This window comes from Pseudoflavonifractor hominis, from assembly GCF_014288125.1.
Classification (GTDB): Bacteria; Bacillota; Clostridia; order Oscillospirales; family Oscillospiraceae; genus Pseudoflavonifractor_A; species Pseudoflavonifractor_A gallinarum.
In genome coordinates this window covers 254,154-277,010 of sequence record NZ_JACOPR010000003.1, presented here as the reverse complement: position 1 = coordinate 277,010, position 22,857 = coordinate 254,154, and the positions used below count along the sequence as shown (strand labels likewise).

The 22,857-nt window shown below is 52.1% G+C and carries 21 protein-coding genes; 4 read left to right on the top strand and 17 right to left on the bottom strand.

Annotation, left to right across the window (positions count from 1 at the left end):
* The first annotated feature begins 52 nt into the window (after nucleotides 1-52).
* Entirely contained in the window at nucleotides 53-2,035 is a 1,983-nt protein-coding gene (locus H8S34_RS06575) for an ATP-binding protein (RefSeq protein ID WP_101691880.1), read from the top strand.
* A 157-nt stretch (nucleotides 2,036-2,192) separates the two neighbouring features.
* Here the strand turns inward: H8S34_RS06575 and H8S34_RS06570 are convergent, their stop codons facing one another.
* Together H8S34_RS06570 and H8S34_RS06565 are read right to left on the bottom strand one after the other, a co-directional pair.
* Nucleotides 2,193-2,372, bottom strand: a complete 180-nt coding sequence (locus H8S34_RS06570; protein WP_186963379.1) for a hypothetical protein — start codon at nucleotides 2,370-2,372, stop codon at nucleotides 2,193-2,195.
* A 375-nt stretch (nucleotides 2,373-2,747) separates the two neighbouring features.
* The gene (locus tag H8S34_RS06565) at nucleotides 2,748-6,242 is read right to left on the bottom strand and encodes a suppressor of fused domain protein (protein WP_243207938.1); all 3,495 of its coding nucleotides are present in this window, start codon (nucleotides 6,240-6,242) and stop codon (nucleotides 2,748-2,750) included.
* Between H8S34_RS06565 and H8S34_RS15110 the strand changes: the two genes are divergently transcribed.
* Complete coding sequence (locus tag H8S34_RS15110) at nucleotides 6,210-7,175, top strand: hypothetical protein (protein WP_243207937.1); 966 nt, start codon at nucleotides 6,210-6,212, stop codon at nucleotides 7,173-7,175. The two genes, H8S34_RS06565 and H8S34_RS15110, sit on opposite strands and share 33 nt — an antisense overlap.
* Before the next feature lie 47 nt (nucleotides 7,176-7,222).
* Here H8S34_RS15110 and H8S34_RS06560 read toward each other — a convergent pair whose 3' ends face one another.
* From H8S34_RS06560 to H8S34_RS06495, 14 genes are all read right to left on the bottom strand, one after another.
* Nucleotides 7,223-7,792 carry a hypothetical protein gene (locus H8S34_RS06560; protein WP_186963377.1) on the bottom strand — a complete coding sequence of 190 codons (570 nt, stop codon included), beginning with the start codon at nucleotides 7,790-7,792 and terminating at the stop codon, nucleotides 7,223-7,225.
* A gap of 14 nt (nucleotides 7,793-7,806) precedes the next feature.
* The gene (locus H8S34_RS06555) at nucleotides 7,807-8,766 is read right to left on the bottom strand and encodes an NTF2 fold immunity protein (RefSeq protein ID WP_186963376.1); all 960 of its coding nucleotides are present in this window, start codon (nucleotides 8,764-8,766) and stop codon (nucleotides 7,807-7,809) included.
* A 57-nt stretch (nucleotides 8,767-8,823) separates the two neighbouring features.
* Nucleotides 8,824-9,072 (bottom strand): hypothetical protein, encoded by a 249-nt coding sequence (locus H8S34_RS06550; protein ID WP_186963375.1) that lies wholly within the window; start codon nucleotides 9,070-9,072, stop codon nucleotides 8,824-8,826.
* 9 nt (nucleotides 9,073-9,081) lie between these two features.
* On the bottom strand, nucleotides 9,082-10,086 hold the full coding sequence (locus H8S34_RS06545) for a hypothetical protein (RefSeq protein WP_186963374.1): 1,005 nt from the start codon (nucleotides 10,084-10,086) through the stop codon (nucleotides 9,082-9,084).
* Between the two features lie 41 nt (nucleotides 10,087-10,127).
* Nucleotides 10,128-10,505: a hypothetical protein gene (locus tag H8S34_RS06540; protein WP_186963373.1), complete on the bottom strand. Its 378-nt coding sequence runs from the start codon at nucleotides 10,503-10,505 to the stop codon at nucleotides 10,128-10,130.
* A 42-nt stretch (nucleotides 10,506-10,547) separates the two neighbouring features.
* Entirely contained in the window at nucleotides 10,548-11,573 is a 1,026-nt protein-coding gene (locus tag H8S34_RS06535) for a hypothetical protein (RefSeq protein ID WP_186963372.1), read from the bottom strand.
* Between the two features lie 9 nt (nucleotides 11,574-11,582).
* Nucleotides 11,583-13,865, bottom strand: a complete 2,283-nt coding sequence (locus tag H8S34_RS06530) for a DUF6892 domain-containing protein (RefSeq protein ID WP_243207936.1) — start codon at nucleotides 13,863-13,865, stop codon at nucleotides 11,583-11,585.
* A gap of 176 nt (nucleotides 13,866-14,041) precedes the next feature.
* Entirely contained in the window at nucleotides 14,042-14,680 is a 639-nt protein-coding gene (locus H8S34_RS06525; protein WP_036627031.1) for a hypothetical protein, read from the bottom strand.
* Nucleotides 14,681-14,735: 55 nt separating this feature from the next.
* Complete coding sequence (locus H8S34_RS06520; protein WP_186963370.1) at nucleotides 14,736-15,200, bottom strand: hypothetical protein; 465 nt, start codon at nucleotides 15,198-15,200, stop codon at nucleotides 14,736-14,738.
* 24 nt (nucleotides 15,201-15,224) lie between these two features.
* Nucleotides 15,225-15,986: a hypothetical protein gene (locus tag H8S34_RS06515; protein ID WP_186963581.1), complete on the bottom strand. Its 762-nt coding sequence runs from the start codon at nucleotides 15,984-15,986 to the stop codon at nucleotides 15,225-15,227.
* Between the two features lie 5 nt (nucleotides 15,987-15,991).
* On the bottom strand, nucleotides 15,992-16,318 hold the full coding sequence (locus H8S34_RS06510; protein ID WP_186963369.1) for a DUF5713 family protein: 327 nt from the start codon (nucleotides 16,316-16,318) through the stop codon (nucleotides 15,992-15,994).
* An 11-nt stretch (nucleotides 16,319-16,329) separates the two neighbouring features.
* On the bottom strand, nucleotides 16,330-17,712 hold the full coding sequence (locus tag H8S34_RS06505; protein ID WP_186963368.1) for a DUF6138 family protein: 1,383 nt from the start codon (nucleotides 17,710-17,712) through the stop codon (nucleotides 16,330-16,332).
* On the bottom strand, nucleotides 17,709-19,178 hold the full coding sequence (locus H8S34_RS06500) for a DUF6138 family protein (protein ID WP_243207935.1): 1,470 nt from the start codon (nucleotides 19,176-19,178) through the stop codon (nucleotides 17,709-17,711). Before H8S34_RS06500 ends, H8S34_RS06505 begins: the two co-directional genes overlap by 4 nt.
* Before the next feature lie 171 nt (nucleotides 19,179-19,349).
* Nucleotides 19,350-19,985, bottom strand: coding sequence for a TetR/AcrR family transcriptional regulator (locus H8S34_RS06495; RefSeq protein ID WP_186963367.1), 636 nt, complete (start codon nucleotides 19,983-19,985; stop codon nucleotides 19,350-19,352).
* 281 nt (nucleotides 19,986-20,266) lie between these two features.
* On the opposite strand from H8S34_RS06495, the gene H8S34_RS06490 reads away from it, so the two are divergent.
* Together H8S34_RS06490 and H8S34_RS06485 are read left to right on the top strand one after the other, a co-directional pair.
* Nucleotides 20,267-22,027 carry a recombinase family protein gene (locus tag H8S34_RS06490; RefSeq protein ID WP_366485721.1) on the top strand — a complete coding sequence of 587 codons (1,761 nt, stop codon included), beginning with the start codon at nucleotides 20,267-20,269 and terminating at the stop codon, nucleotides 22,025-22,027.
* 7 nt (nucleotides 22,028-22,034) lie between these two features.
* Nucleotides 22,035-22,397 (top strand): sigma-70 family RNA polymerase sigma factor, encoded by a 363-nt coding sequence (locus H8S34_RS06485; protein ID WP_101691896.1) that lies wholly within the window; start codon nucleotides 22,035-22,037, stop codon nucleotides 22,395-22,397.
* A 103-nt stretch (nucleotides 22,398-22,500) separates the two neighbouring features.
* Here H8S34_RS06485 and H8S34_RS06480 read toward each other — a convergent pair whose 3' ends face one another.
* The gene (locus H8S34_RS06480) at nucleotides 22,501-22,827 is read right to left on the bottom strand and encodes a hypothetical protein (RefSeq protein ID WP_186963365.1); all 327 of its coding nucleotides are present in this window, start codon (nucleotides 22,825-22,827) and stop codon (nucleotides 22,501-22,503) included.
* Nucleotides 22,828-22,857: the final 30 nt, after the last annotated feature.

The window sequence follows — 22,857 nt, the reverse complement described above, 5'->3', positions numbered from 1 at the left end:
GGAATGCAGAAAAGGATCTGTAAGAGAATAACTGTGCAAGGGAGGAACTGCAATGGCCTATAAATCGGTAAATGTCGAAATTACGCAGGAACATTTTGACCGCAGTATCAAAGGATCTCCGAAAGAAGCAGTTAAGGAATTAATCTGGAATGCCTGCGATGCAGATGCCAAAAATATTGAAGTGTCCTTTGATTATGATGGTATTGCTGGTGCGGAAAGTGTATCCGACATCTATGTAAAAGATGATGGCCACGGTATTGCGATTGACCGTATTGAAGAATATTTTGGAAAATATGGGCGTTCTCAGAAAACATATTCTGATAAAAGCCCTGGTGGTCGGATTTACCATGGAAAGCTCGGGCAAGGCCGTTATAAGAGTTTGGCAGCAGGAAATTTTTTAGATTGGGACTCCGTATTTCGAGATGAAAGCGGAACGCTTCTCCGCTGTGAAATTCATATTAATTCAGCTTCCCGGATGAATATTAGTTACAGTGAAACTGCAGAAAAAGCGGAGTCCGAACATACAGGAACGATTGTTCACATTCATGGGATTCCAGACGAAAAGATTGGCTTCATTACAAAAATGGCTGAACCGATGGAAACGATCCCTGATTTACTGGCGACCTTTGCACCATATTTACTTGCGTACACGGATATTACTATCAAATATAACGGCGTAACCGTCGATCCCGCACAGCAGATTAAGAGTCAAGAAGATCAAGAACTTGTGTACGAAGAAGATGGCAAAGAGCCTATAAAGGCAAGACTCAGTGCGATCACCTGGAAGGAAGCGCAGTTCAATAAACTGTATATTTGTGGTAGTTCAGGCGTCGTATATGCAGAAATGGATTATACTCCACTGAAACGGACTTCAACATCGCTTTATCTCATGGGAGACCTCTTTGAGCAAATGCACCGTGATAACACCCTTGCTATGGGAAATACAAACCCGGCGTATGCGTATTTTGAGGAGGAAGCGAAAAAATTTGCAAGAGCACTTGTGGGAGAACAGGAGGAGGAAGATGCCGCAGTCGAAATTGCGCGCATCAAAGAAGAAGGCATCTATCCTTATGATGGGGAACCAGAAGATGACATGAAGAAAGCCGAACGCGATGTGTTTGACGTTTTCGCTGTTCAGGTAAATCGCGCTGTCCCTCAACTCAAGTCATCCTCACGACAGACAAAGAAACTGACCTATCGCCTTATGCGTGAGGCCATTAACACAAATCCTGCCAGCATCAAAACCATTTTGACCGAAGTGTTCAATCTGACACAGCAACAGCAGGATGATTTAGCGGAGCTCCTTACCCATACCAGCCTGCCGGACATCATTGACACAGCTAAAACGGTAAGCGATCGACTGGTGTTTCTGCAGGTGTTGGAGGAAATGGTATACAACGATTCTGTGGGGAAAGCGATTAAAGAACGGACGCAGTTTCATAAGGTCTTGCTGAAGGAACTTTGGATCTTTGGAGAGAAATATACATTGGGAACATCTGACCAATCCCTCAGGAATCTATTAAAAGCGCATCTGAACTGTCTGGGGCGGGATGAACTGACGCCGGAGATTCCACCTGAAGCAGTAGAGGATTTGACGCGTATCCCGGATCTCTGCCTGTTTCAGCAGATTTGCCCCAGTTATGAAAACTTTGAGCATTTGGTTATAGAACTTAAGCGGCCCACATTGACTTTGACATTGAAAGAAATGGATCAGATTCGTGATTATGCGCTGACAGTTGCGGAAAATCCAATGTTTGATAAAACTCGGACCAAGTGGCATTTTGTATTGCTTGGCCAGCGATTGGATCAGCATGTTCAAAGGGCACTAAGAAATCAAACCGTCGGCGAGGGTAACTTTTACAACGCCGATAATGTTTCCATATCCGTCTTTGAGTGGTCAAAGATTATTCAGGACAACAAACTCAAATATGAATATCTCCGTCGGAAGTTAAACCATCAATTGAGCAGTGACCCCAATTTCGCATCAGACTACCTGCGGACCAAGCACGCAGAATTGTTCCCAACAGAAGAATAGGAGGCCAAGTAAATGGCGCGTCCAAGAAATGATGTGTCATACAATGTGGCCGATGTGGACGGAATTATCGGAAAATATTGTTTGTCAAAGGTGAAGATATTTTCTAATCTATTTAGGACAAACAAGGATAGCTTGAAAGACCATTTTTCAAGTAGCTTCATTTCGCCAACTCCAGAAACGCCTCCCGGTATCTTTCCAAAATCCGGGCGGCCGCCGCATCGATCTTCTCGTCATCGGTTAGTTCACGCTTGCCAACTTGAGGCGCCTGGGAAGAGGAAGAACCGTTTTCCAGCTGCTGGTCACTATGCGGGATAGGATTGACTTGATCCGACATCATGCTTACCTCGCTTTCCACCTAAAATGATCTGCTCTTATTTTGGCAGATGATTGCTCAAAGTACAAGGAAATCCTATTACGACAAACAAAATCAAGGGATATGCCGCGAAACGCCCGGTTTCGCGGCATATCCTTTTTGTTTCTCCCACTCCAAGCAAACATCCACCGCAACTCTTTATTGAGGAAACCTTATCTATTTGACATACTTTTGACAGAAAAACGGAGCGCCTGCATTGTCGCAAGTGCTCCGTTTGTGGTTCTGGTAATTCACTTTTGTCTTGGCTTTGGCAGTCGGTAAGTTCTTTCTGCCTTATTTTGCTCCTCCAGAGGCTGGACAAAGACAGAGAAGAACTCCTTTATGACGCGCAGGCTCCCATTAATCCCACCAGAAGTACCAAACAGTGGACTGCCGCAGCACATCGGCCAGAGCACCCACGGTGGCTTCCTCCGGGCCCTGGTCGATCACATCGGGGCAGAAGCCGTACTGCTCCACTGCTGCATCCATGGCCTTCTCCTGGGAAACAGGAGTCGGGAGCAGGAACTCCAGTTCATCGTGGGTCATAACTGCGGGCACCGTGCCATATTGCTCAAACCAGTATTTCGCCACTGCCATCAGCGACTGCGTGTCAGGACATTCATTCCAGTCGCCAAAGGGCAGATAGGCAAAGACCTCCCAAGGATTCTTCACTGGGATTTTAGCCAGAATGAGAGGATAAGTCATTTTGCTATCGGAATTCCAGTAGCTTGAAAAACGACGGTTATCATATCCGCTCCCCATCTCGCCCAGGATATCCTCATCCCAGTCCATATCGTCATCCTCGGCTTCTTCTTTGCGCCGCCCAATCATTTCCTCCAGAACCATCTTTCCATCCTTGAGAAAAGCGGTAAGCATCTTTTTGCGGTATTCCGCTACCTTGTCCGGATCAAAGGCGTAATCGTCCTCGCCATCGCTGTCCGGGTCGGAATTCATAATCAGGCATTCCCACAGGATTTCGTCATCCGCCTTAATCAGAACCGGCACAAAGCCCTCTTTGACACTTTCTCGTTTGGCATAGTTATATGCCGACATGATGGGATCATCGTCCGCCATCGCGGGGAAATAGGTACATTCACAGTTCAGATATTTCATCATGGCTTTCGCAAGGTCCGAAGGCTCCAGAGTGGCCTCATCGAAATCCTGTCCCTGCCAGTTGGCAAAGCGTTTATCAATCACTTTTGCCATAGCCTGATAATAGTCCTCATCAAAGGGAATGAACAGGTAAGCTTCCTCCTGGAACTGATCAGAATAATATTGCTCCGAGCCGAAATATGCCAAGGCATAGTTGTCAATGTCGCTGGGGAAGTAAGGGCTGTCCGCCTCCCCATAGTAGTAGGAAGCAAAGGCCGCGCCCTCCTTGTTGAACAGTGCCCCAAAAAGCTGCCCGTTCAGCTGGTCCCGGATAAAGCCACGCAGATCGGCGCGGCTCAAATCCGCCATAAACGGCTGCACCTGCTCCCAGTAGCGCTCCATAAATTCCACGCTCATCAGGTCATGTTCCATGCACCAGCGCAGATAAATCACCATGTGGTTGTAGGCATTGATCTCATCCACCGGCAGTCCCTTTTCCTGAATGGATTCCAGGTGCCAGGCGGCATCGTCCATATCGCCGGTGAACTCCTCCTCTGCAAGCGTTCCTCTGGTGATGGCATTCTGGCGGGTGGGATTGACCACAAAACTGATGCCTGCCATCTTTTCCAGCAGAGCGTCCGCATCATGCTCCAGTTTATACTTCAATTCGTTCCGATAGAGAGGAATTACCTGATAGAAGTTGACCTCCTCGCCGCTGGGCAAAGTGCAGACCTCGCCTCCGTTCCAGACAACATCCTGCGGTCCCACCAGAAGTGCGCCGCAGAGCGTCGTGTTCTCCGCAAACGGCGACTGCTTGTCCATCGTGTGACCAAATCCCAGCCAAGTATCGCCGGAAATGGGCAAGCGGGCCAGCACTTTCAAGAGGCCAATGGGCCAGTACCACCGCTCATCCTTCAGGGATTCCTCATCCAGTTTCCAGTCCTTCGGCAGAGCGATGGCCAGCTCCGCCCGCTCCAGCTTGTATTCCGCCAGCTCCTCCGGTACATTCATCCGGTGGGCACCCATGCCCATCGTCACCAGCGTGTAGTAGTCCCGCGCCTCAGAGGGCGGAACAACGCAGATGTCCACATGAATGTCGGGGGAAACCAGCTCATGGAACACATTCTCAAACTCGCCAAAGGTGTTTTTGATGTGCTCCTCGATTGCGGACATCTCATCCTCTGTATAAACCTCCGGTCCCCTGCTATCCGTCGAGGACCAGATGGCATCTGCCTTTGTACCGTCTGGATTCAGAAAAATCTGAAAATACTGATCGTCTCCCGGCTGTTGATAGACAAGGCCGATGCGGCGGGTCTGGTCCACAAGCACCGCCGTCAGGATGCCCTCTGCTTCCCCTTCGGGAGTGTGGGTCAGCCATTCCCCGCTGTCCAGCCGTTCCTTAAGCTGCCGCAGCCAGTCCGTTCCCATCTTGGAGAGTCCGGCTTCGTTCATGCGGAAGGAGAGCTCCACCAAGTGTTCCTTCACCGGGTATCGGAATTCACAGCAGGGGGCATTTTTCTCATAGCCATACCGCTCCGGGCAGAACAGCTCATAAAATTCGGCAAGTCCCGCTTCGTCCACCCGGATACAGGCCAGGGCGCGCTGTTTATCATCCACATCTTGGCCCTGCCCCTGCTGGAGCAGTTGGTCGGCATCGGGGTTGATCCAATGGTACTCCATCTGTTCCAGGGTTGCTCCGGCTTTAATCTCCTCCTGCAAGGTCAAGAACTCATAATCGCCCGGCTCCAGTTTTAATCCTTGCTTGACGGCATCCAGCGCGCCGGCTTGATCGCCAAAATGCGCCCGCAGCTTGCCCACCTGCAGCCAGATCCAGGGGTAGTCCGGTTCCTCCTGAGCACCCCGCTCCGCATATTCCAGTGCTTCTTCCAACCTGCCGCAGTACATCAGCGCCACAGAATACCGGTAGTACCAGGTAGCGCAGCCTGCGGCGTTCTTCTCCGAATCCTTCATCCACTCTGCAGCCTGGTAATAATGGATATAGTCATCCAGATTGTTGCAGGCGAAGGAATACCAGAGGGCGATCTGCAAATCCTGATGAGCCTGCTTTTCGCTGAATCTTCCTTCTTCTACGCCGCTTTTGATAAAATCCTCCAGCCAGCGGAGCATTTTCCCAAAGTAGCCGGAAACGCCTTCATCAAAGGATTCCAGCGTTTTGATATCCTCTGCCGAGAGCAGGGAGCCGGTTTCCTCATGAATATCAGGCTCCGGTTCGTTCTCATCCAGCAGCGGCACACCGCCCACATCCCGCCGGAACGCATGGAAGTGAGCATAGGGCAGGCCGCTTTTTTCAAAGAACGCCTGTGCCGCAGTCAGCACAGCGGGCAGATCCCAGGCAATGAAATCCAGGTACCCGCAATACAAGCCAGTGGCCCCGCCCAGGAAGGTCACCGCTTCCGCTCCCGCATCCCGCAGGATGGCATCCCGCAGGTCATCCCGGAAGTCCAGAATGGCGTTGCTCCGCTCCTCGCCGGTAAAACCTTCTAATGGGTAGCAGAGGAACCCCACCGCAATGCCGTCCTTGTGGTATTCGTCCACCGCATCACTGCGGGCAGTCATGTAGTCGTTGATGATTACCGGGAGACGGCAGGTGCCGGTATAGACATCCAGCCGCCAGTCGGCCTCCGGGTCTTCTACCGGTTCCAGTTCATAGGCAAGGTAGCTGTTATCCAGGTAGTCGCTGCCGTCCCGCCAGAGGGAGAGTCCCATGCTTTGCATCAGCTCCGGCAGCTGGGAAAGGAGCATAGCTGGTTCCTCTTTCGGCTGAGCATAAACATCGAACCCGGCGACAAAGGCGATAGCGGAAACTTCTCCGATGGTTTGATCCACCAGCATAGACAGCGCCCACCAGACCCGGTCCGTATTCTCTTTCAAAAGCGGCGTCAGCTTTTCACAGCAAAGGATCAGGCTCACCCGCTGATCCTCTGTTTTCTCTGCCCACATCTGCACATCTTCGGCCCGGATTTCCATGTCTCCGGCCCGAAGCATAAAGTCCTTGGAAGGCTGGCGTCCCACCCAGATATTCCAATGCTCAAGTACCGATTCCGGGGCCTGCTTCTGAAAGTACACGAGCGGGAACAGGCGGGAGCGAAGACCCTCTGGACTGAAGATCAATTCATACTTTTCGCCATTGAAGCCCAGTTCAAAAGAAGCATCATGCAGGGCCGTCTTGAGTACATTCCCGCATTTTTCAACCAGTTCTTCGCCGCGCTGGTGTGTTTCGTCCGTATCTATGATTTGACGCAGTTCTGCCTCAATCTGAGAAAAGGCTGCCCATGCTTCCTGCGTCCTTTCACGGAAGTTCTTTTCAAAGCGGGGCAGGGACAAACGGCGGCGGCAATCGTCTATGTACTCCTGGGTATCTTTGTCGCCGGGGCGGGCCTTCAGGGCCTTTTCAAAGTAACGCAGGGCGGGGCCCTCCTCATCCAGACAGTAATAGGCCAAAGCGATTCGATAATTCCAGCAATGATCTTCGGCAAAATACTCCTCATGGGGAGCCAGAAGTTCCAGCGCCTTTTCAAAAGGCTCCCGTTCTCCTATTTCTGCAACGGCAATATATGCCTTGGCCAATTCACTGTCCAGTTCCGGGGTGCGCTCCCCTGCGGGAATCGCTTCCAGGGCGTCGATTACCTTCTGCGCTTCATCCTGTTCAAACCATTGCTGGCATTGTTTCAATAAATCCATATCATAATCTCCTTTTCCATCTTCGGTAGGGATAGGTTTCACTAATAAGCAGAGCTTGTAATTTCAAAGCTAAAATTCATATCTGCATTTATGGTGACTTCTTCATTTGTGGCTGGTTGTATCACAAACTCAAATGTAGGTTCATAGTCCCCATCCTGCAAGGTTTCTCCACCCAAAATCTCGATATGATACCAGCCATTTTCAAGCTCAATCATCGGCTTATTATGCACTCTATAATAAGAAATCAGATCTTTCACCTTTTCAGGAGTAAACTGTTTCAATATCGGCCATGTAAAAAGCAACAGCATATTATGAGCTACTTTGAGGGAATAACCGCTTTTCCGAAACTGCAATCGGTTTTTTTCTTTGCACAGCTCCGGTGTATCACCAGAGAGGTTGAACAATATGGTATAGGGATAGTTTTCAATACCGGTCATGGGGATAACAATTCCTTCGACAAACGCCCTGTCGCCGCTTTCGTTTGTGGTAAACTCCATCGCCAAATCATCTGAAAGATGATTTGCTCGCTTCCAGTTTTCCAGCAGTAAAATGTCACCAAGAATAAAATAATTGACAAGATCGTTTAATACTTCCGTAAACCTATATATCATCCATTATGCCTCCCTCACAATCCGATCCGCTGCCAGCCGTCCAGCCGCTCCTGCACCGCATCGATCTTCCAGCCATCGCCCACCCGTTTCATGAGAAAGCGGCGGTCAAAGCCGGTGTTTTTCTCTCTGGTGTAGATGTAGAGTTTGTTCTTGGTGATCTGCTCCGCGTCAAGGAATTCTTCCCCGTTGTAGGTGCCCTGGGCGCTGTACGAAAGGCCCAGGGGCCGATAGCCCGGACGGGGCTTTTCGCTCACATACTTCTCCCAGATCGCCAGCAGGCGGGGCACAGCCTCGGCATCTTCAAACCCAACCTGCTCCATGTACTGCTCCCATTCTGTCATTTCGGCAAAGAAAGCGGACAACACACTGCGGCATTCCGACGCTGCCTGCTCATCCAGCTGGGCGGGCTTTTTCGCCTTCTCCCGCTGAAGCTGAGAGAAGTGTTCCATCTGCTCTTTGGTAAACTGCACATGGGCTACCGGCTCGATGCGGCTGCTGCCTGCGATGGACAGCAGGCCCTCGTAAGTAACAGCGGTGTGGTCGATCTGGATGTGGGAGAGCTTGGGGATGGAGGCCGCCTGGAGCAAGCCGGCATCATCCAGCCTGGTGCGGTTGAGGGTCAGAAGATCCAGTTTGCAGCTTTGCAGGGCAGACAGGCCGCTGCCGTTGATTCCGATGTTGCCATCCAGCAGCAGATAGCGCAGCTTGGGCATGGCGGAAAAGACGGGGAAGCAGGCATCGGTGAGCGCCCCGTCCTCCACGCCAAAGTTGGCCATGCTTTTGTGTCCGGCGAAGGGGGTAAGCAGTTCATCCGTCACCGGATACCCTTTCACATGGAAGCCCACCAGGGTGTAACCGGCCAACCGCTCCATGATCTCTGCGGTCAGCTTCGGGACTTCAAATTGTTTCTCTCTATCTAAGGCCAGGACACCGTTTTCCCAATCCGCTGTCCGCGCCCGTTTTGGCCATTCCATAGCTTTCCTCCTTACTCCTGTGCTCAATCTGCTAACATTTCATGGGGAAATCTCTTTTCAAATATCCCAGTCTATGAAATCTTCACGGTTCAATACAAAGTGCTGATACAGGCACTTCAAATTTTCTTGTTCATCCCGTGAGAGCTTCGCCCCGTTTTCATACTGTAAAGTGTCGGCATACAGGATAAAACCATCCACTTTTCCTGATGAAGCCCGAAACTCACCGTTTCCAATCATGGCTACATTGCCACATACAAATGTAACCGAAGAAGAAGTGGTGTGGATTTTCGTAATTGCTTCGATCATCTGATACTATCACCTCTCATCTTCGGAGGATACCATTCTCCACCCGGATGTCTGCACCCGGATAACAGGACGGAAAAAGTCATAGTCATTGTGAATCTCGTTATCTTCCCGAACCTCCGGTTTACAGTGAGGGGAACAGGGTAAATATCCAAGCAAAGGGCCCATGCCACCGCAGACATTGCAGCCACCGTCACCGCCGCAGGTGGTCAATGTTTTCCCGTCTACCAACTCTCGCTTATAGGGGTCGTAGGCAATAGACAGGCCAAAGAAGTTGGGCTGCTCCATGTCGTATGGCTTACCCTGATCTTCCCCACTTTCAAAGTGGTGCAGTTTCATCTTGTGGTCCAGTCCATCCCCCCAGGGAAACAGGGTGCGGCATCCGCCTCCGCACAGATAGGCCCACTCATCCGGCGTGGGAAGGCTGGCTGCCAGCTCCCACAACAGGAATCGCTGAAACTCTGCGTAGGTCATGGGATGGCACAGCCACGCTCGCCAGCTATCACCATTGCGTTCAAAGCGGACAGTTTCATGTATCTCAAAACTCTGTCTGTTCTGGCCCGCCCACTTCTGCAAGTTCTCCAGCCAGTCGGGGTGGGCGGTGATGCGAGGGTCGTTCATGGGTACGCTTTCCCAGCCGATCTCCTCCAGTTTCCTGCCCACGAACATGGGGGCGATGGTCACCTGGTGTACTGGAGTCATGCCCTGCCGGAGAAATTCCTCCGCAGAGTCCTCATATTCGATTTCCACAAAAATATCCGCCAGTTCCTCTTGGTTGGCCTTGTCCATTCCTTGGACAAAGCTCTCCCAGCCAAGAATCACGGTATCGCCTGGGACAAAGACAAACTCCCGGCCACCTTTTTCAAATAGGCCGGTGGTACAGCTTTGTCCCCAGCGGGAAAAGGCGTATAGTTCTTTAAATGTCAAATTATAACGAGTCGCCAGCGTCTGCATAAGCCAGAGCTTATCGGACAGTTTCAATGTATCAAATTGTGGGCGAAATAAATTCTCGTTCATAGCCATTTCCTCTTTCTGATTCAGGGCAATCCTGTCTCAAATTAAAAAAGCAGTTCACCGAAAAACAGCCTGAGAGTCACGGCAGATAACGATTCAAGCTGTGGCTTGCTGAGAGGAGTGTAGTGAAGGACAATTTCTCTATACAACTCCGTGGTGATGTGGTGTTCTTCCAGATGCCGCAGAACCTTTCGGTTGTTCCGCACGATATTTAGACGAAACCTGGTATTATCAAGGGCATATTCAAAACAGTCCGGGTCAATCAACTGACCATTGGCTGGATCATTCATTTCCAAGCGGAGTGCTTCCGCGCCGGTCTTTCGGGAGAGTGTAAAGTAACCATCCTCCAGTTCAAAGGACAGGCAGGACAGCCCTTCATCATTGTCCAGCTCCCAAGTCATTCTTTTTGCAAATAATTCCATTGGCTTACCTCATATCAACACTATCATACTCAGCCCTCATAACTACTCCAAGGTCATTTCACAAAGAACCAGCTTGTCTTTCTCATCGCTGAGAAATGCCCAGTTCCCCCATACATCCAGCACATGAAAGGAAGCGTATCCACGGGGCATGGCAAGGTCGATCAGCACCAAATCCGAAAGGCGCAGCAGCTTTTGTTTACCCTTCCAGTCGTCATTCTTAAAAATGGGAGATAGGATCAGGTAAGTCCTGTCACCGGAGAATTTTCCGCGCATCCCATGTTTTCCGGGCAGGCGGCTTAAATTATCTTTACCCCACAGTTTCTTTTTGAATAGTCCGTTTTCCTCCAGTTCCAGATACCAATAGTAGCCCATGAGAGAAAGACCCGCCGGATTGATAGTGCTACTTTCCAAAAAGGCATAAAACTGTCCATCCTGTTCCAGTATGGAGCCAATCATAGGATAGTTGTAGTGAAAGTCTGCCTGGGCAAAATTTCCGCCAGCTCGCTCTACCGCCGCCAAATGGGTCTGTCGGGTTCCTGCTTTGCTGTATACGCAAGAGCCGCTTTCTGCCCAGTGTGCAGTCATGGTTTCAAAGTCTACCGTCAGGCTGGTAAAACTGTTGGTCGCACCAGCGGAGTTGTCCACTCGGCACACAATAGGGAAAACGCCCTGGCTTCCGGTGACTGCCACCGGCTTGGGAATACCCTGGGCACACCAGTTATCCATGGGGATCGGAATCCACTCTCCATCCATCTGCGGCATCCACCAAAGGGATTTACTGGCCGGGCAAACCAACAGGATTCCTCTGTCACATGAGAGCAAGACAGGATCTTCCCAAACATCTTGCTGCTCTTTCGGCTCCGGGCTGGGAATCCACCTGGAAACTTCGCCTTTGACCCACAAAACGCCACAGCACTTTTGCGCGAGATGATAGGTCCAAAACACAATTTCATCCTCGCTGCGGGCTACCATACCCTTGCATCCAGTCGGGCTGTATTTGAAGGAAGTTCCCGTCAGTTCAAATTCCTCGAACTCCCAGTTCTTTATCACTTTTAGTTTCGCTTTCATACTTTCACCTTATAGCAAGTCTACCTTGATACTGCACCGTTCCAGAACCGGCAGCACCTGTTCCGGCTTGGAGGACATGAGGGTAATATGTTTGAGATTGGGGAACTGGCGCAGTTCCGCCTCAGTAATGGTATTAAGATCAAAGGCTCCATCCTCGCCATCCCAGAACGGACAGAGCTGGGTATAAATCTCGTTGCCGCCATCCATCTCAATTTCTGTGACCGACCGGGCCAGCTGCTCCGGGACAGGGTATTTCTCCAGCCACTTCCGAATCTCTGGGATGGGTTTATCCCCTTCCGCGTCAATGTCGATCTTGCGTCGGCTATACTCTCTGGCAAACTCATGGGCATCCAGTTTAGGAGCCAGTAAGCATTTCTCGTACATCAGGACTTCCATAACCGCCAGCTTGAAGTTGAAGCTGGTAAAGGTGAGCACTGGTTCAGTCGGCTTGGATAACTTGTATTTCCGCGCGTTCGCCGCCTGTTTCTCTGGCCCTTTCCAGCTGATCTGTACCATAGCGGAGAGGGCCTCCAGCTTTGCTTTCTGCGCTGATTGCTCCTCTGGAACAGGACCCGGCAAGCGGGTATAAACGGTAAAGCCGCCTAATTTGAGGGTATGGGCAACGCCGCCAAAGTCCTTCCATTTGGCCTCCCGGTAGTCCTTGGACCCGATCCAAACCGCTCCGTCAAATGTCTGCCGAACCGCATACTCTCCCTGTGCCGCTACCCGGACACCAAGGGTTTTGATGGTCTGCTCATCTTCATCTAACCAGCCCTGGAGTCCAAGCTCGTCCCACAAAGCAAGTGCCTGGGTATAGGGATTCTCTCGGCCAGTCAGGGGGCTTTTCCGTGTTCCATTTTGCAGGACAATGCGGGCAGGCCCCAACTTTTCCGCCAGCTGCGACAGGGTAAACGGCGGCGTAAATACCGACCCCAGAATGGTCAGGCTGTCTTTTTTGAGAATGATTTTTCGCTCTGTGGCCTTGGGCGGCAGAAAGATGGGAAGATTTGGGTACGCTTCCCCGTACTCTCGCCAAGGCTCCAGCTTTTTGCGCTTGTTTGCCGAGCGCAAAAAGCCCCAGAAGTCGATGGGGTAACGGAACACCGGCCCAACCATATCCCGCCGGGTGACGATGACCACTGTGCCATCGGTGAGCATCCCAATGTGCTGCATTTTCTCCCCGCCGAACATGCCCGGACGGATACGCAGCACTTCACGGGTGTTCCTATTGATGAGCTGGGCAAAGTCATCGGAGAGGATTTCGCCGTTTCCCTGCACCAGCAGCCAGTCTCCGGTAAACCAGCGAAGTTTCAGCCCCTCGCCCATTCCAGGCAGGGGGGCAATTCGGCACCGCCCGGTGTCCATGTCCAGTTCCAGCAGGCATTCTTCCATCCGCCCTTTGCCACTGACTGCGTGGATCATGGTAATGCGGCCTGTGCCGGGAACGGGAACGGCCTCGGAGAGATGGTCGTATCCATCAAGAGAGAAGGTGTGCTTTGTTACCTTGCCGTTTTCCCATCGGTAAATCTGCCCCTTGTACCACTCGTTGGAAAAGTAGACCCGACCCAGACCGTCTGTCGTAATGCCGCAATGGTATTTGGTGCTCCAGCCATCTTCCGGCAGAGTCCAGTTTTTCACATCCTGGCAGGTGCCCCGGTCTGTCAGTTCAATCCGTGTAGCGTTGGTGGGATCACCCACCCAGAGGGAATGGTCAGCCCAACACAGGGTCTGGGGTGGACCGTCATATCCAATGGGGGACGGTTCGGCCCAGTTGAGGGTGGCTGGATTCTTGCTCAGTAATGCCCGGCCAATAGTCCCGCTGCCAGCGGCCCTCGATGCAGCATATAGTTCATGTTCCGGGGAATAGGTAAGGCACCCAAGGTGCGGCAAGCTGTGGGAGCGGATTACTTGCGGCGGACGGTGGCGCAGATCGGCCACACAGCCGCTTTTCCATTCTTCTTCATCCTGGTTTTTCCATTTGCCCGCCGCAAAATCACCCGCCAGAGAATTGAAGAAATAATCGTACTCATCCTGAAGTATGTATTCCTCGCAGGGCATCAGCTTCCCAGGGTCCTGCTCCTTGGCATGGTCGCCCCATTTTCGCCCTTGCTGTTTCATCAGGTGACAATATTGCCCCTGCTTTTTGCAGTAGCGTTCCCATTCGCTGCGTTCTTCCTCTGGGATCAAGGCAAACAGATACTCGTCCTCATCGTCCAGGTTATACAGTGCCCAGCCGAAGGCAGACAGCTCCTGCCCCAACGCCGCCGCCCCTTTTTCATGGGGCAATTTCATATATTGGATGCCGATGGCGTCAAAGCGTTCATCCAGCAGCGCCGGGACCTGTGCGCCCCATTTCCCTCGAAGTTCCGCCAGAGTGTCCTGTACGGCTCCGTCAAATTTTAGAATGTCCAGCGCATCGGATATGATTTGTGCCCAGTCTGGCATGAAAGTACCCCCTTTTTAGTGCCTCAAAGTTTGCTGCTCAGCCGCTTGACTGGCGCAGACATTACATCTGGAAAATGCTTACACAGAATCTCTGTGAATAAGGTCATTGCAAGAAACGGCTTGAGATTACCTGCTGCAATCTCAAAATATTGAGAATAGCCCCAATCCAACTCATCTTCTCCGCACCAAAAGTTGAGAAGTTCTGCCCCCAGATCCATCCGCTGACTGGATAGGGATTTCCATGGAATCTGTGACCGCAGATACTCCTGAACCTCTCTGAGCTGTTCTGCGGCAATGCGCTGATGGGCATAATCCCACACATTCTTAAAATAGGTATCCAGTTCTACATAGCCAGAAAAGAGGATGCCGCAATCAATCTTGGAAAATATCTCCACCATACAAAGGATGCGCCGCCGGTGAAAAGCCTCCATTTCCCGTTCCAAGGCCTCAGCCTGAATCATTTCGTGTTTCTCTATACAGGCATAAGCTTCATTTTCTGGTATCTGGAACGCTTCATCTACTTTTTTGGCTATGGTAAACATCTGGATTTCATCGGCATTCTTGCGCTTGCGCAGGTCATCCCAACTGCCTCGCTCCCATTTATCCTCTTTTGAATAACAAGCAGAGCATATCGCCTGTGCCGGGTCAATTTCTCTCGTCAAACAGTAAGGACAAAGAATTTTCGCATTCTCACACAATCTGATCGGCTCCTTTATATTATTCCATGTCCGCTTCTATTTCTTCCGCTTCCGACAAGCCATATACATCCGTTGGCGTATCCCCTGAAAACTCAACCATAAGTCCAAATGGCTCCCCCACAGGAAGGGTACAAATCTCAAAGTGCAGGCCCCATTCTGTCTCATCATAAAACAGAAATTGCGGCTGCTCGGCGGGAATCTCCGTTTCAGGGAATGGAGCGCGCTGCAATCCAAACTTCTCAGGGCTTTTACCAATCTGCGCCTGAATCTCATGCTCCGCTTTTGAAAGATACTCCCGCCAGTTTTGAAGCACAGAACGGATAAAATCCAGGTTTGCCGACCGGAGTTCAGATGTGTTCAAAATAATGGAAAACAGGATCTCTGTGTCTGCGATTCTTCCAGTCCAGCAGTGGATGGCCCCTGGTCCTTTCTGAAAGGTCAGTGCTCCCAATCCCAAATCGGAATGTTCAAAAAACTGTTCCATATCATTCTTGCCCCAATCCCCAGGTTACAGCGACAGCCATGTGGTCAAAGCACTAATTTCCTCCCGCAGCAATGCGGATTTCCCAGCGACGGCAAAGGCTTTTTGGACACCGCCATAGCGCCGCTCGGAGCGATCCGCCAGCTGGAGCGCGGCTGCCTCCAGATTGGGAATCGCCATCACAGCATCTGCCAGCGCCTGGGCGGAGAGTTTATCCCCGATCAGAGAGGCGGCAAAGTAGCGCAAATGGCTGTGAGAGAGGGCGGACAAATCGTTTAGTTTATGCAGCTCATAGAGTTTCAGGGCATAAAGGGAAGGAAGCCCATCCAGAGCCGGTAGTTCCTGCACAGCTGGGAGTGACTGGAGATAGAGTTTCTGAAGCCGGGTCGCTGGAGTCAGGAAAGCGGCAAGATCTTCCGTTTTCCGCATTTCCTCCAAATGGAGATCGGTAATGCTGGTGAGAAGCGGGGTGATGTCGCCATTCTTTTCCCCACGCAGGTGAAGAACACGCAGGCCGGGGAGAGAAACATTGTCCCAGGAAACAGGGGCCGACAGCCATAGGGACAGTGTATGAAGCTGCTTTAGCCCGGAGAGAACTTCTACACCCTCACACTTTTCCATTAAGATCAGTTCCTCCAGATTGGGATAATCTCGTAGGAAGGACAGATTCACCTTCCGCTCTCCCGTCACAGACAGACACCATACCGCATCTGGCTTTCGTCCATTCAGATCAATCTTTTCTCCGCCGCGCCAGAAAACAGCGGTGCTAAGAGGGGGCTCTATTTTCATAAAAATCACCAGTCCCGTTCTCGGATGGCCTCCTCCATATCAATCGGGATACCGAACCACTCCAGAATGTAGGCAACGGTGTCTCCAATACAATCCCGGGCCACCGTTTCAATCTCGCTGTCGTTTTCGTAAAATTCATCCTGAAGATCATTGATGCCGCAGACCGCCTTATCCAGCGTGTTCTGTATCACTTCAATGTCGGTTTCGCCGCCCTCCAGCAGGTCGATGACCTTCTGGAGCTCATCCTTGACCTTATCTACCAGAAAAGCAGGATAATAATCATCCTGATACATCTCGTCCAGTAATTTATAATTGGGATCAAAGGTTTTCATTTTGTTTCCTCCTATCGAAAAATTTCCTGATACCGCTCTCTCGGTTCCTTCGGTGCCGACTTGATGACCTTGCTGCCGCCGTTTTCAGAGGCTTGTCCCCAGATGGCCCAGAGCAGGCTCTGCCAAGCAATGGCCCGGAATTTCGGGTCTTCGTTTTCTTCCGGCAGGAGATAAGCGGAAAAGCGTCGCTTGACTGCCAGCAGTGCATCCAGGCTTTCCTCATTGGCGATCAGGCTGCGGAATTCTCTGGCAGGCTCCAGCCACTGCATGGACAATGCGCCCCGCACCAGTACCCCCAGCGTCCATGGTTGAAACCCAAACTTTCGGATCAAGGCATGAAGGAATTTCCCTTGCAGGGAGGAGTGCTCGTCATCGCAGAGATCCAGATACTCCGTCACCAGCGGTGCCCACGGTTCTCCCTCCAGCCCCAGGGCAAACACGGCGAAGGTGCCGGGCATCGCACAGGCTTCATCTGAGAGGTTTTGGTACCACTCAAATTCCCGCATAGCCAGACGAGCGTATCGCGCCATAGCCGGATGCAGATTGGGGTGCTGCACAGCACAGGCAAAGAGCTGATTGACGCCCTTTTTGGGCAGACCGGGAATGGGCAGATAGAGTTTTTCCTTCCCACGGAACTCCACCGAGTAACTGCGGGGAAATCCCTCCTGCTCCAACACCGCACACAGGTAATCCAGAATTTCAGCATAGCACTCCTCCGTGGAGTCCCTGGCGGTGATGCGGATGGTAGCAAACACATCATTAGCCGATGCGGTGAAATGCTCCGTCTTACGCCGCTGGATGTCCTTTGGCAATTTGCCGCTGCCAGCTGTTTTCAGCTGCTTCACCATATCCGGGCGAAGCTGGGAAACCAGATCAAGGTAGTGTTCGGTTATAATCGTATTATCGCTGGCCCCATACACCGTATAACAGACCGCCACATAGCAAGTAAAGCGCAGCAGGTTCTCGTCCACATCCTCCGGCCGCAGCTCCGGCCATGCGGTACAGAGCGGGAAAGGCGAAAAGTAGTCCTCATTCTCTCCAATCTCAAAAAACCTCTCCTGCACCTGGTGTTTGATGTATTTTCCCAAGGTGTGGCCAATCTCCCTCCAGCCCACCAGCCGCCGCAGGGCATCGCAGAATGTAACAGCTTCCTCATAGGGGAATCCCTTCAAAGGCAGTTTGGACAGATACCGCTCCAGGAGCTGGCTGGGAAGAAAGGGCGTTCCGCTTTGGTTCCGAACGACCACCGGATAGCCGGAATGGTTTTCTTTTGCAGTTCCATCCAACACATCCTGGATGCACTGATCGGCGTGTTCCAGCACTTCGGGGTTCGTATCTGGTTTCTGGATCAAATAATAACGACCTTGTACGCCGTCGCGTTTCGGCAAACTCATAGCAGGCCACCACTTCCTTCCAGGTTCTTCGTTATCGGAATAAAAATCTGTCGGTAAAGTTCCTTCAGTTCCTCCGAAGCTGCTTCCACCACTTTCTGACCACCCTTGGCGCTGGCTTTGCCCCAGATCACATAGCAGACCGTTTCCCATGCGTATTGCAGCACTTCCTCCGGGCTGGCTTCTGTTTCCTCAGCGGGTTCCTCGTCCTCGTCATCATCCTCGTCGGAGGAAAAACCGCTTGGAACGATCTCGGACAGGTGGATTTTTGCCTCCAGCAGAGCGCCCAGGCTTTCTGCATTTGCCATCCACGCGGTATAGTCCTTGGAATACTTCATGTTCTGCATGGACAGCACCCCACGGACAAATACAGGGACGGTATCGGCGGTAAATCCGAACTGTTTCACATACTCCCGGAGGAATTTTTCCTGTAAGTGGGAGTGCTCATCATCGCAGAGATCGAGATAATCCCATACCAGCTGCTGCCACTCTTGCCCCAGCATTCCCAGGGCGAACACGGCAAAACTTCCGGGGAGCGCGCACTGCTCATCGCTGAGATTGGTGTACTGCTCATATTGCCGCATGGCAAGCCGGGCGTACCGTTCCATCAGGGGGTGGAGGCCGGGGTACTGCACGGCACAGGCAAAGAGCTGGTTTACTCCCTTTTTGGGCAGTCCTGTGATGGGAAGATAACTCTTTTCCGGCCCTTTGAACTCCACCGCATAGCTGCGGGGAAAATCCTCCTGCTCCAGAAGCTCACACAGGTAGTTCAGTACTTCATGGCAGCACTCCTCCGTGCTGTTCCTGGCAGTAATACGGATCACAGCAAAGGCATCGTTGGCCGATGCGGTGAAGTGCTCTGTTTTCCGCTTTTGCAGGTTGAGCGGCAACCTGCCGGTCCCATTTTCCCGGAGCTTTTTCACCATATCAGGACGGACTTTCTCCACCAATCCAAAGAGGTAATTGGTGTCCAGATACTGAAAGTCCATACCATATACCTTATAGCTCACCGCCACATAGCAGGCGAAACGCAGCAGCGGCTCCGGGACCTCCTCTGCACGGATACCTGGTTTCAGAGAATACTCCCGATCCCAGAAGTGATCATCTTCATTGCCTGTCACGATAAAATACTTCTCCTGTAGTTCCCGTTTCAGCATATCAAGTAAATGGTGGTCAATTTCACCCCACCGGCTCTGGCGGCGCAGGTTTTCGCTGAAGGCGATGGCCTTTTCCGCATCCAGGGTCTCGGCCCGCTGTATTTCGGTCCACGCCCTAAGCAGTTGCCACACCTCAAAGGGCGCGCCTTCGCTGCTGACCACGACCGGTGGCCAGAGGGAATCAAGCCGCGTGATTCTCCCGTCAATGGCATCCTGGATGCACTGGTCAAAGAGCGGCTGCAATTCCTCCTGTACCTCTGGCTTCATCCAGTAACAGCGCCCGTCCGCACTATTTCGTTTTGGTAAACTCATATCAGGCCACCTCTTTCCGAACAATAAAAAATGCCCCGCGACACCCTGTCATTTGGACAGGCTGACGCAGGGCGCGAAAAGGCCGCACAGAACCAAGACCTGTATCCCAAGGCTCTGTGTCTGACGATATTCTGCTGTCTTTCCCGTCCGCTTGGACATGGGTACTCATCTCTAGCCATCCGCTTTCACCTGCCGCACATCCTCTTTTACCCGCTCCATCTCGTCCACCAGAGCCCTGACCTGGAACTCCACCATGTCCTCCGCCACTTCTGGAAACAGGAAGGGCATAGTGTCCGGAATGGCCTTGTGCACCATCATCATGCTGAGGGCCAGATTGCCAAACAGCCGGGGATCAATACTGTCCACAGGGAGGCCAAAGATGGAGAGCAGTTTCCCATAAAAACTGACCTGGTCCTGTCGAAAGGCCTGAAAATTCTCCTCGGAAAGGCAGAGGCGCACCTGCTGCTCCTCCTCAATGGACAAAACCGCAACTCCGCTTTTGGCTCCGTAGCAACAGTTTTTCAGGAAGGTCTCCACCCCTGCCCGCCAACTGAGTGCCGGGTCCTCCATCAGCTGACGGGCATAGTCCAGCAGTCTGGGCTGCTGGTATCGCAGAGCATGGGATACCAATTCCTCCTTGGATGAGAAAAAACTGTAGAAGAAAGTCTTGGAGATGCCAACCTTTTTGCACAGTACATCAATACTGCTGTGGATCAGACCCCGATCCACAATACACTGGATCATAGTGGTCATCAGGGCCTCCTTTACCCGTGTCCGTTCCTCATCGGAATATGCCTTTCTTGCCACAAACCGTCACCTCCCCATATAAAATACAAAATTAAAAAATAGTCTTTATTTGTATTATAGCGAAACTTAATTGAAATGCAAGACTATTCCAAAAAATAAGCCCCCCGGTGCAACACACCGGGGGCATAGTAGGATGCGTTTGAGATGTCAGAGTAATCTTTGCTAATGCCTGCACAGATAAACCGCCGAAAGCTTTGCTCTCGTATTTACCAAAAGAGGACAATGTGATATATTAACTACATACACATATCGTATGACAGGACGGTGATTTTATGGCCGCTGTGCGTCCAATCGTAATCTACTCCCGAAAATCTAAATTCACCGGTAAAGGGGAGAGCATCGAAAACCAGATTGAAATGTGCAGGCAATATATCCGGCTGCAGTTCGGAGACGATGCCGCAGAGCAGGCCCTGGTATATGAGGATGAGGGCTTCTCTGGTGGCACGCTGGAGCGTCCCCAATTCAAAAAAATGATGGCCGATGCAAAAGAAAAAAGTTTCCGTGCCATCGTTGTCTACCGCCTGGACCGAATCAGCCGCAACATCGGCGATTTTGCCAAACTGATCGAGCAGTTGAACAAGATGAAGATCGACTTCATCTCCATCAAGGAGCAGTTTGACACTTCCTCCCCTATGGGGCGGGCCATGATGTATATTTCCTCGGTTTTTTCCCAGCTGGAACGGGAAACCATTGCCGAGCGCATCCGCGACAATATGCATGAGCTGTCCAAAACAGGGCGCTGGCTGGGCGGTAACACCCCCACCGGCTATGAGTCGGAGAGTGTCTCCCATGTGACCATCGACGGCAAGACCAAGAGGGCCTGCAAGCTGAAGATTCTCCCGGAGGAGATCGGCATCGTCAAGTTGATCTACGACAAGTTTCTGGAAACCGGCTCGCTGACAAAGACGGAGACATATCTGCTGCAGAATGGCTATACAACAAAAAACGGCAAACAGTTTACCCGCTTTGCCGTCAAGGGGATTTTGTCCAATCCGGTTTATCTGATTGCCGATGAATTTGCTTATGACTACCTGACGAAAAGTCATGTCGACCTCTTTGCGGAGCAAAGCGACTTTGATGGTGTCCACGGCATCATGGCCTATAACCGCACCTTACAGCAGCCGGGTAGAGCCCACCAGATCAAGCCAATGGAGGAGTGGATCGTGTCGGTGGGCAAGCACCAGGGCGTCATCGAGGGGAAGGCATGGGTCAAGGTACAGACGATTTTGGAGCGGAACAAATCCAAAAGCTACCGCAAGCCCCGCAGCAATGTGGCCTTGCTCTCCGGCCTGCTTGTCTGCGGCAACTGCGGCGAGTATATGCGCCCCAAACTGTCCAAGCGCCGGAATACAAAGGGCGAGTTTATTTATACCTACCTCTGCTCCATGAAGGAGCGCAGTCGGGGCCATGTCTGCAATATGAAAAATTGCAACGGCAACATGTTAGATGCCGATATTATAGAGCAGCTGAAGCATTTAAGCGAAGACGGCTCCGATTTTATCCGGCAGCTGGAGCAGAGCAAGCGGGCGCTGCTGGGCAACCGGCAAAGCTATGACGAGGAGATTTCCAAATTAGAAACTGAGATCGCTGCAAACGAGGAGGAAATCAAGTGCCTTGTCTCTGCCCTGGGAAAGTCTTCTGGCACCTCTGCTGAAAGTTACATCATGCAGCAGATCGATGAACTGCACAAGAAAGGCGAGGGCTTGAAACGGCATTTGGCAGAGTTGAAAGAGTTGACCTCCAGCCATGCCCTTGCGGACATTGAGTTTGATCTGTTGGCGCAGATGCTGTCCACATTCAAGGACACCGTGGACAAAATGACGGTGGAGCAGAAACGGGCAGCCATCCGTACCTTTGTCAAGGAGATCATTTGGGATGGGAGGGACGCCCATGTGGTGCTGTTTGGCTCGGAGTATGAATACGAGTTTCCCAAGACGCCGGTGGGCATAGGGAAACAAGTCGCAGGCAGTAAAGCAGAGGAAAATCTTGAAGGAGCGGCGGAAGGAGGGCTTGCGGAGCCGTCAGGAGAGGATAGCAAATGAGATCCTGATGTATTTTCGCTCCCAGCGCAAGCTGCAGGGGGAGGTCTCCCTGTCGGACACGCTGGATGGGGACGGCGACAGCAATTCCCTCTCCATTTTGGACACCATCCGGGTGGATGACAATATGCTGGAGGAGCTGGACACCCGGGATGCCTGCGCAAAGGTCCGCGCCTGCGTGGAGCAGTGCCTGGACGAGCGGGAGGCAATGGTCATCCGGATGCGCTATGGACTGGCCCGCAGCCATCCCCTGACCCAGCGGGAGGTGGCCGCGCAGTGCGGCATCAGCCGCTCCTATGTATCCCGCATCGAAAAGAAGGCCCTCAAAAAGCTGGAGGCCGCCATGGAGAGCGGGAAGGGCGGCGTATCATAAATAATAGGAGCGCCGCAGGGAGGAATCCCTGCGGCGCTCTCTCTTTGATATGGGGTAAGTATGCCGTCCGTGAGGACGGCATATCGGTGGATCAAGACCAGGATCAGTCACAGCAGTTTCGGATTTCCTCTGCCAGCTCCCATCCGCAGCTGCGGGCCGCCTCGGCCAGGGCCCACCCACAGCTGCGGGCTTCCTCGGCCTGGGCGCATCCGCTGCCGCAGAGGAACGAGGGGACCGACACCCAGTAGGAAGAGGCGCAGCCGGAGCCGGAACTGCGGTTCCAGCCGGAGCAGGAGGCCGAGCTGGTGGAGCTGGAGCAGCCGCAGCCATTGGAACGGGCGGAGCCGCCGCCGTAGGAGCAGCCACAGCAGCCCGAGCAGCAGGAGCAGCGGGAACAGGAACGAAGCGCGTTGTTTCGATAGCAGCACATAACGAGATTCCCCCATATCAGAGTACGGCG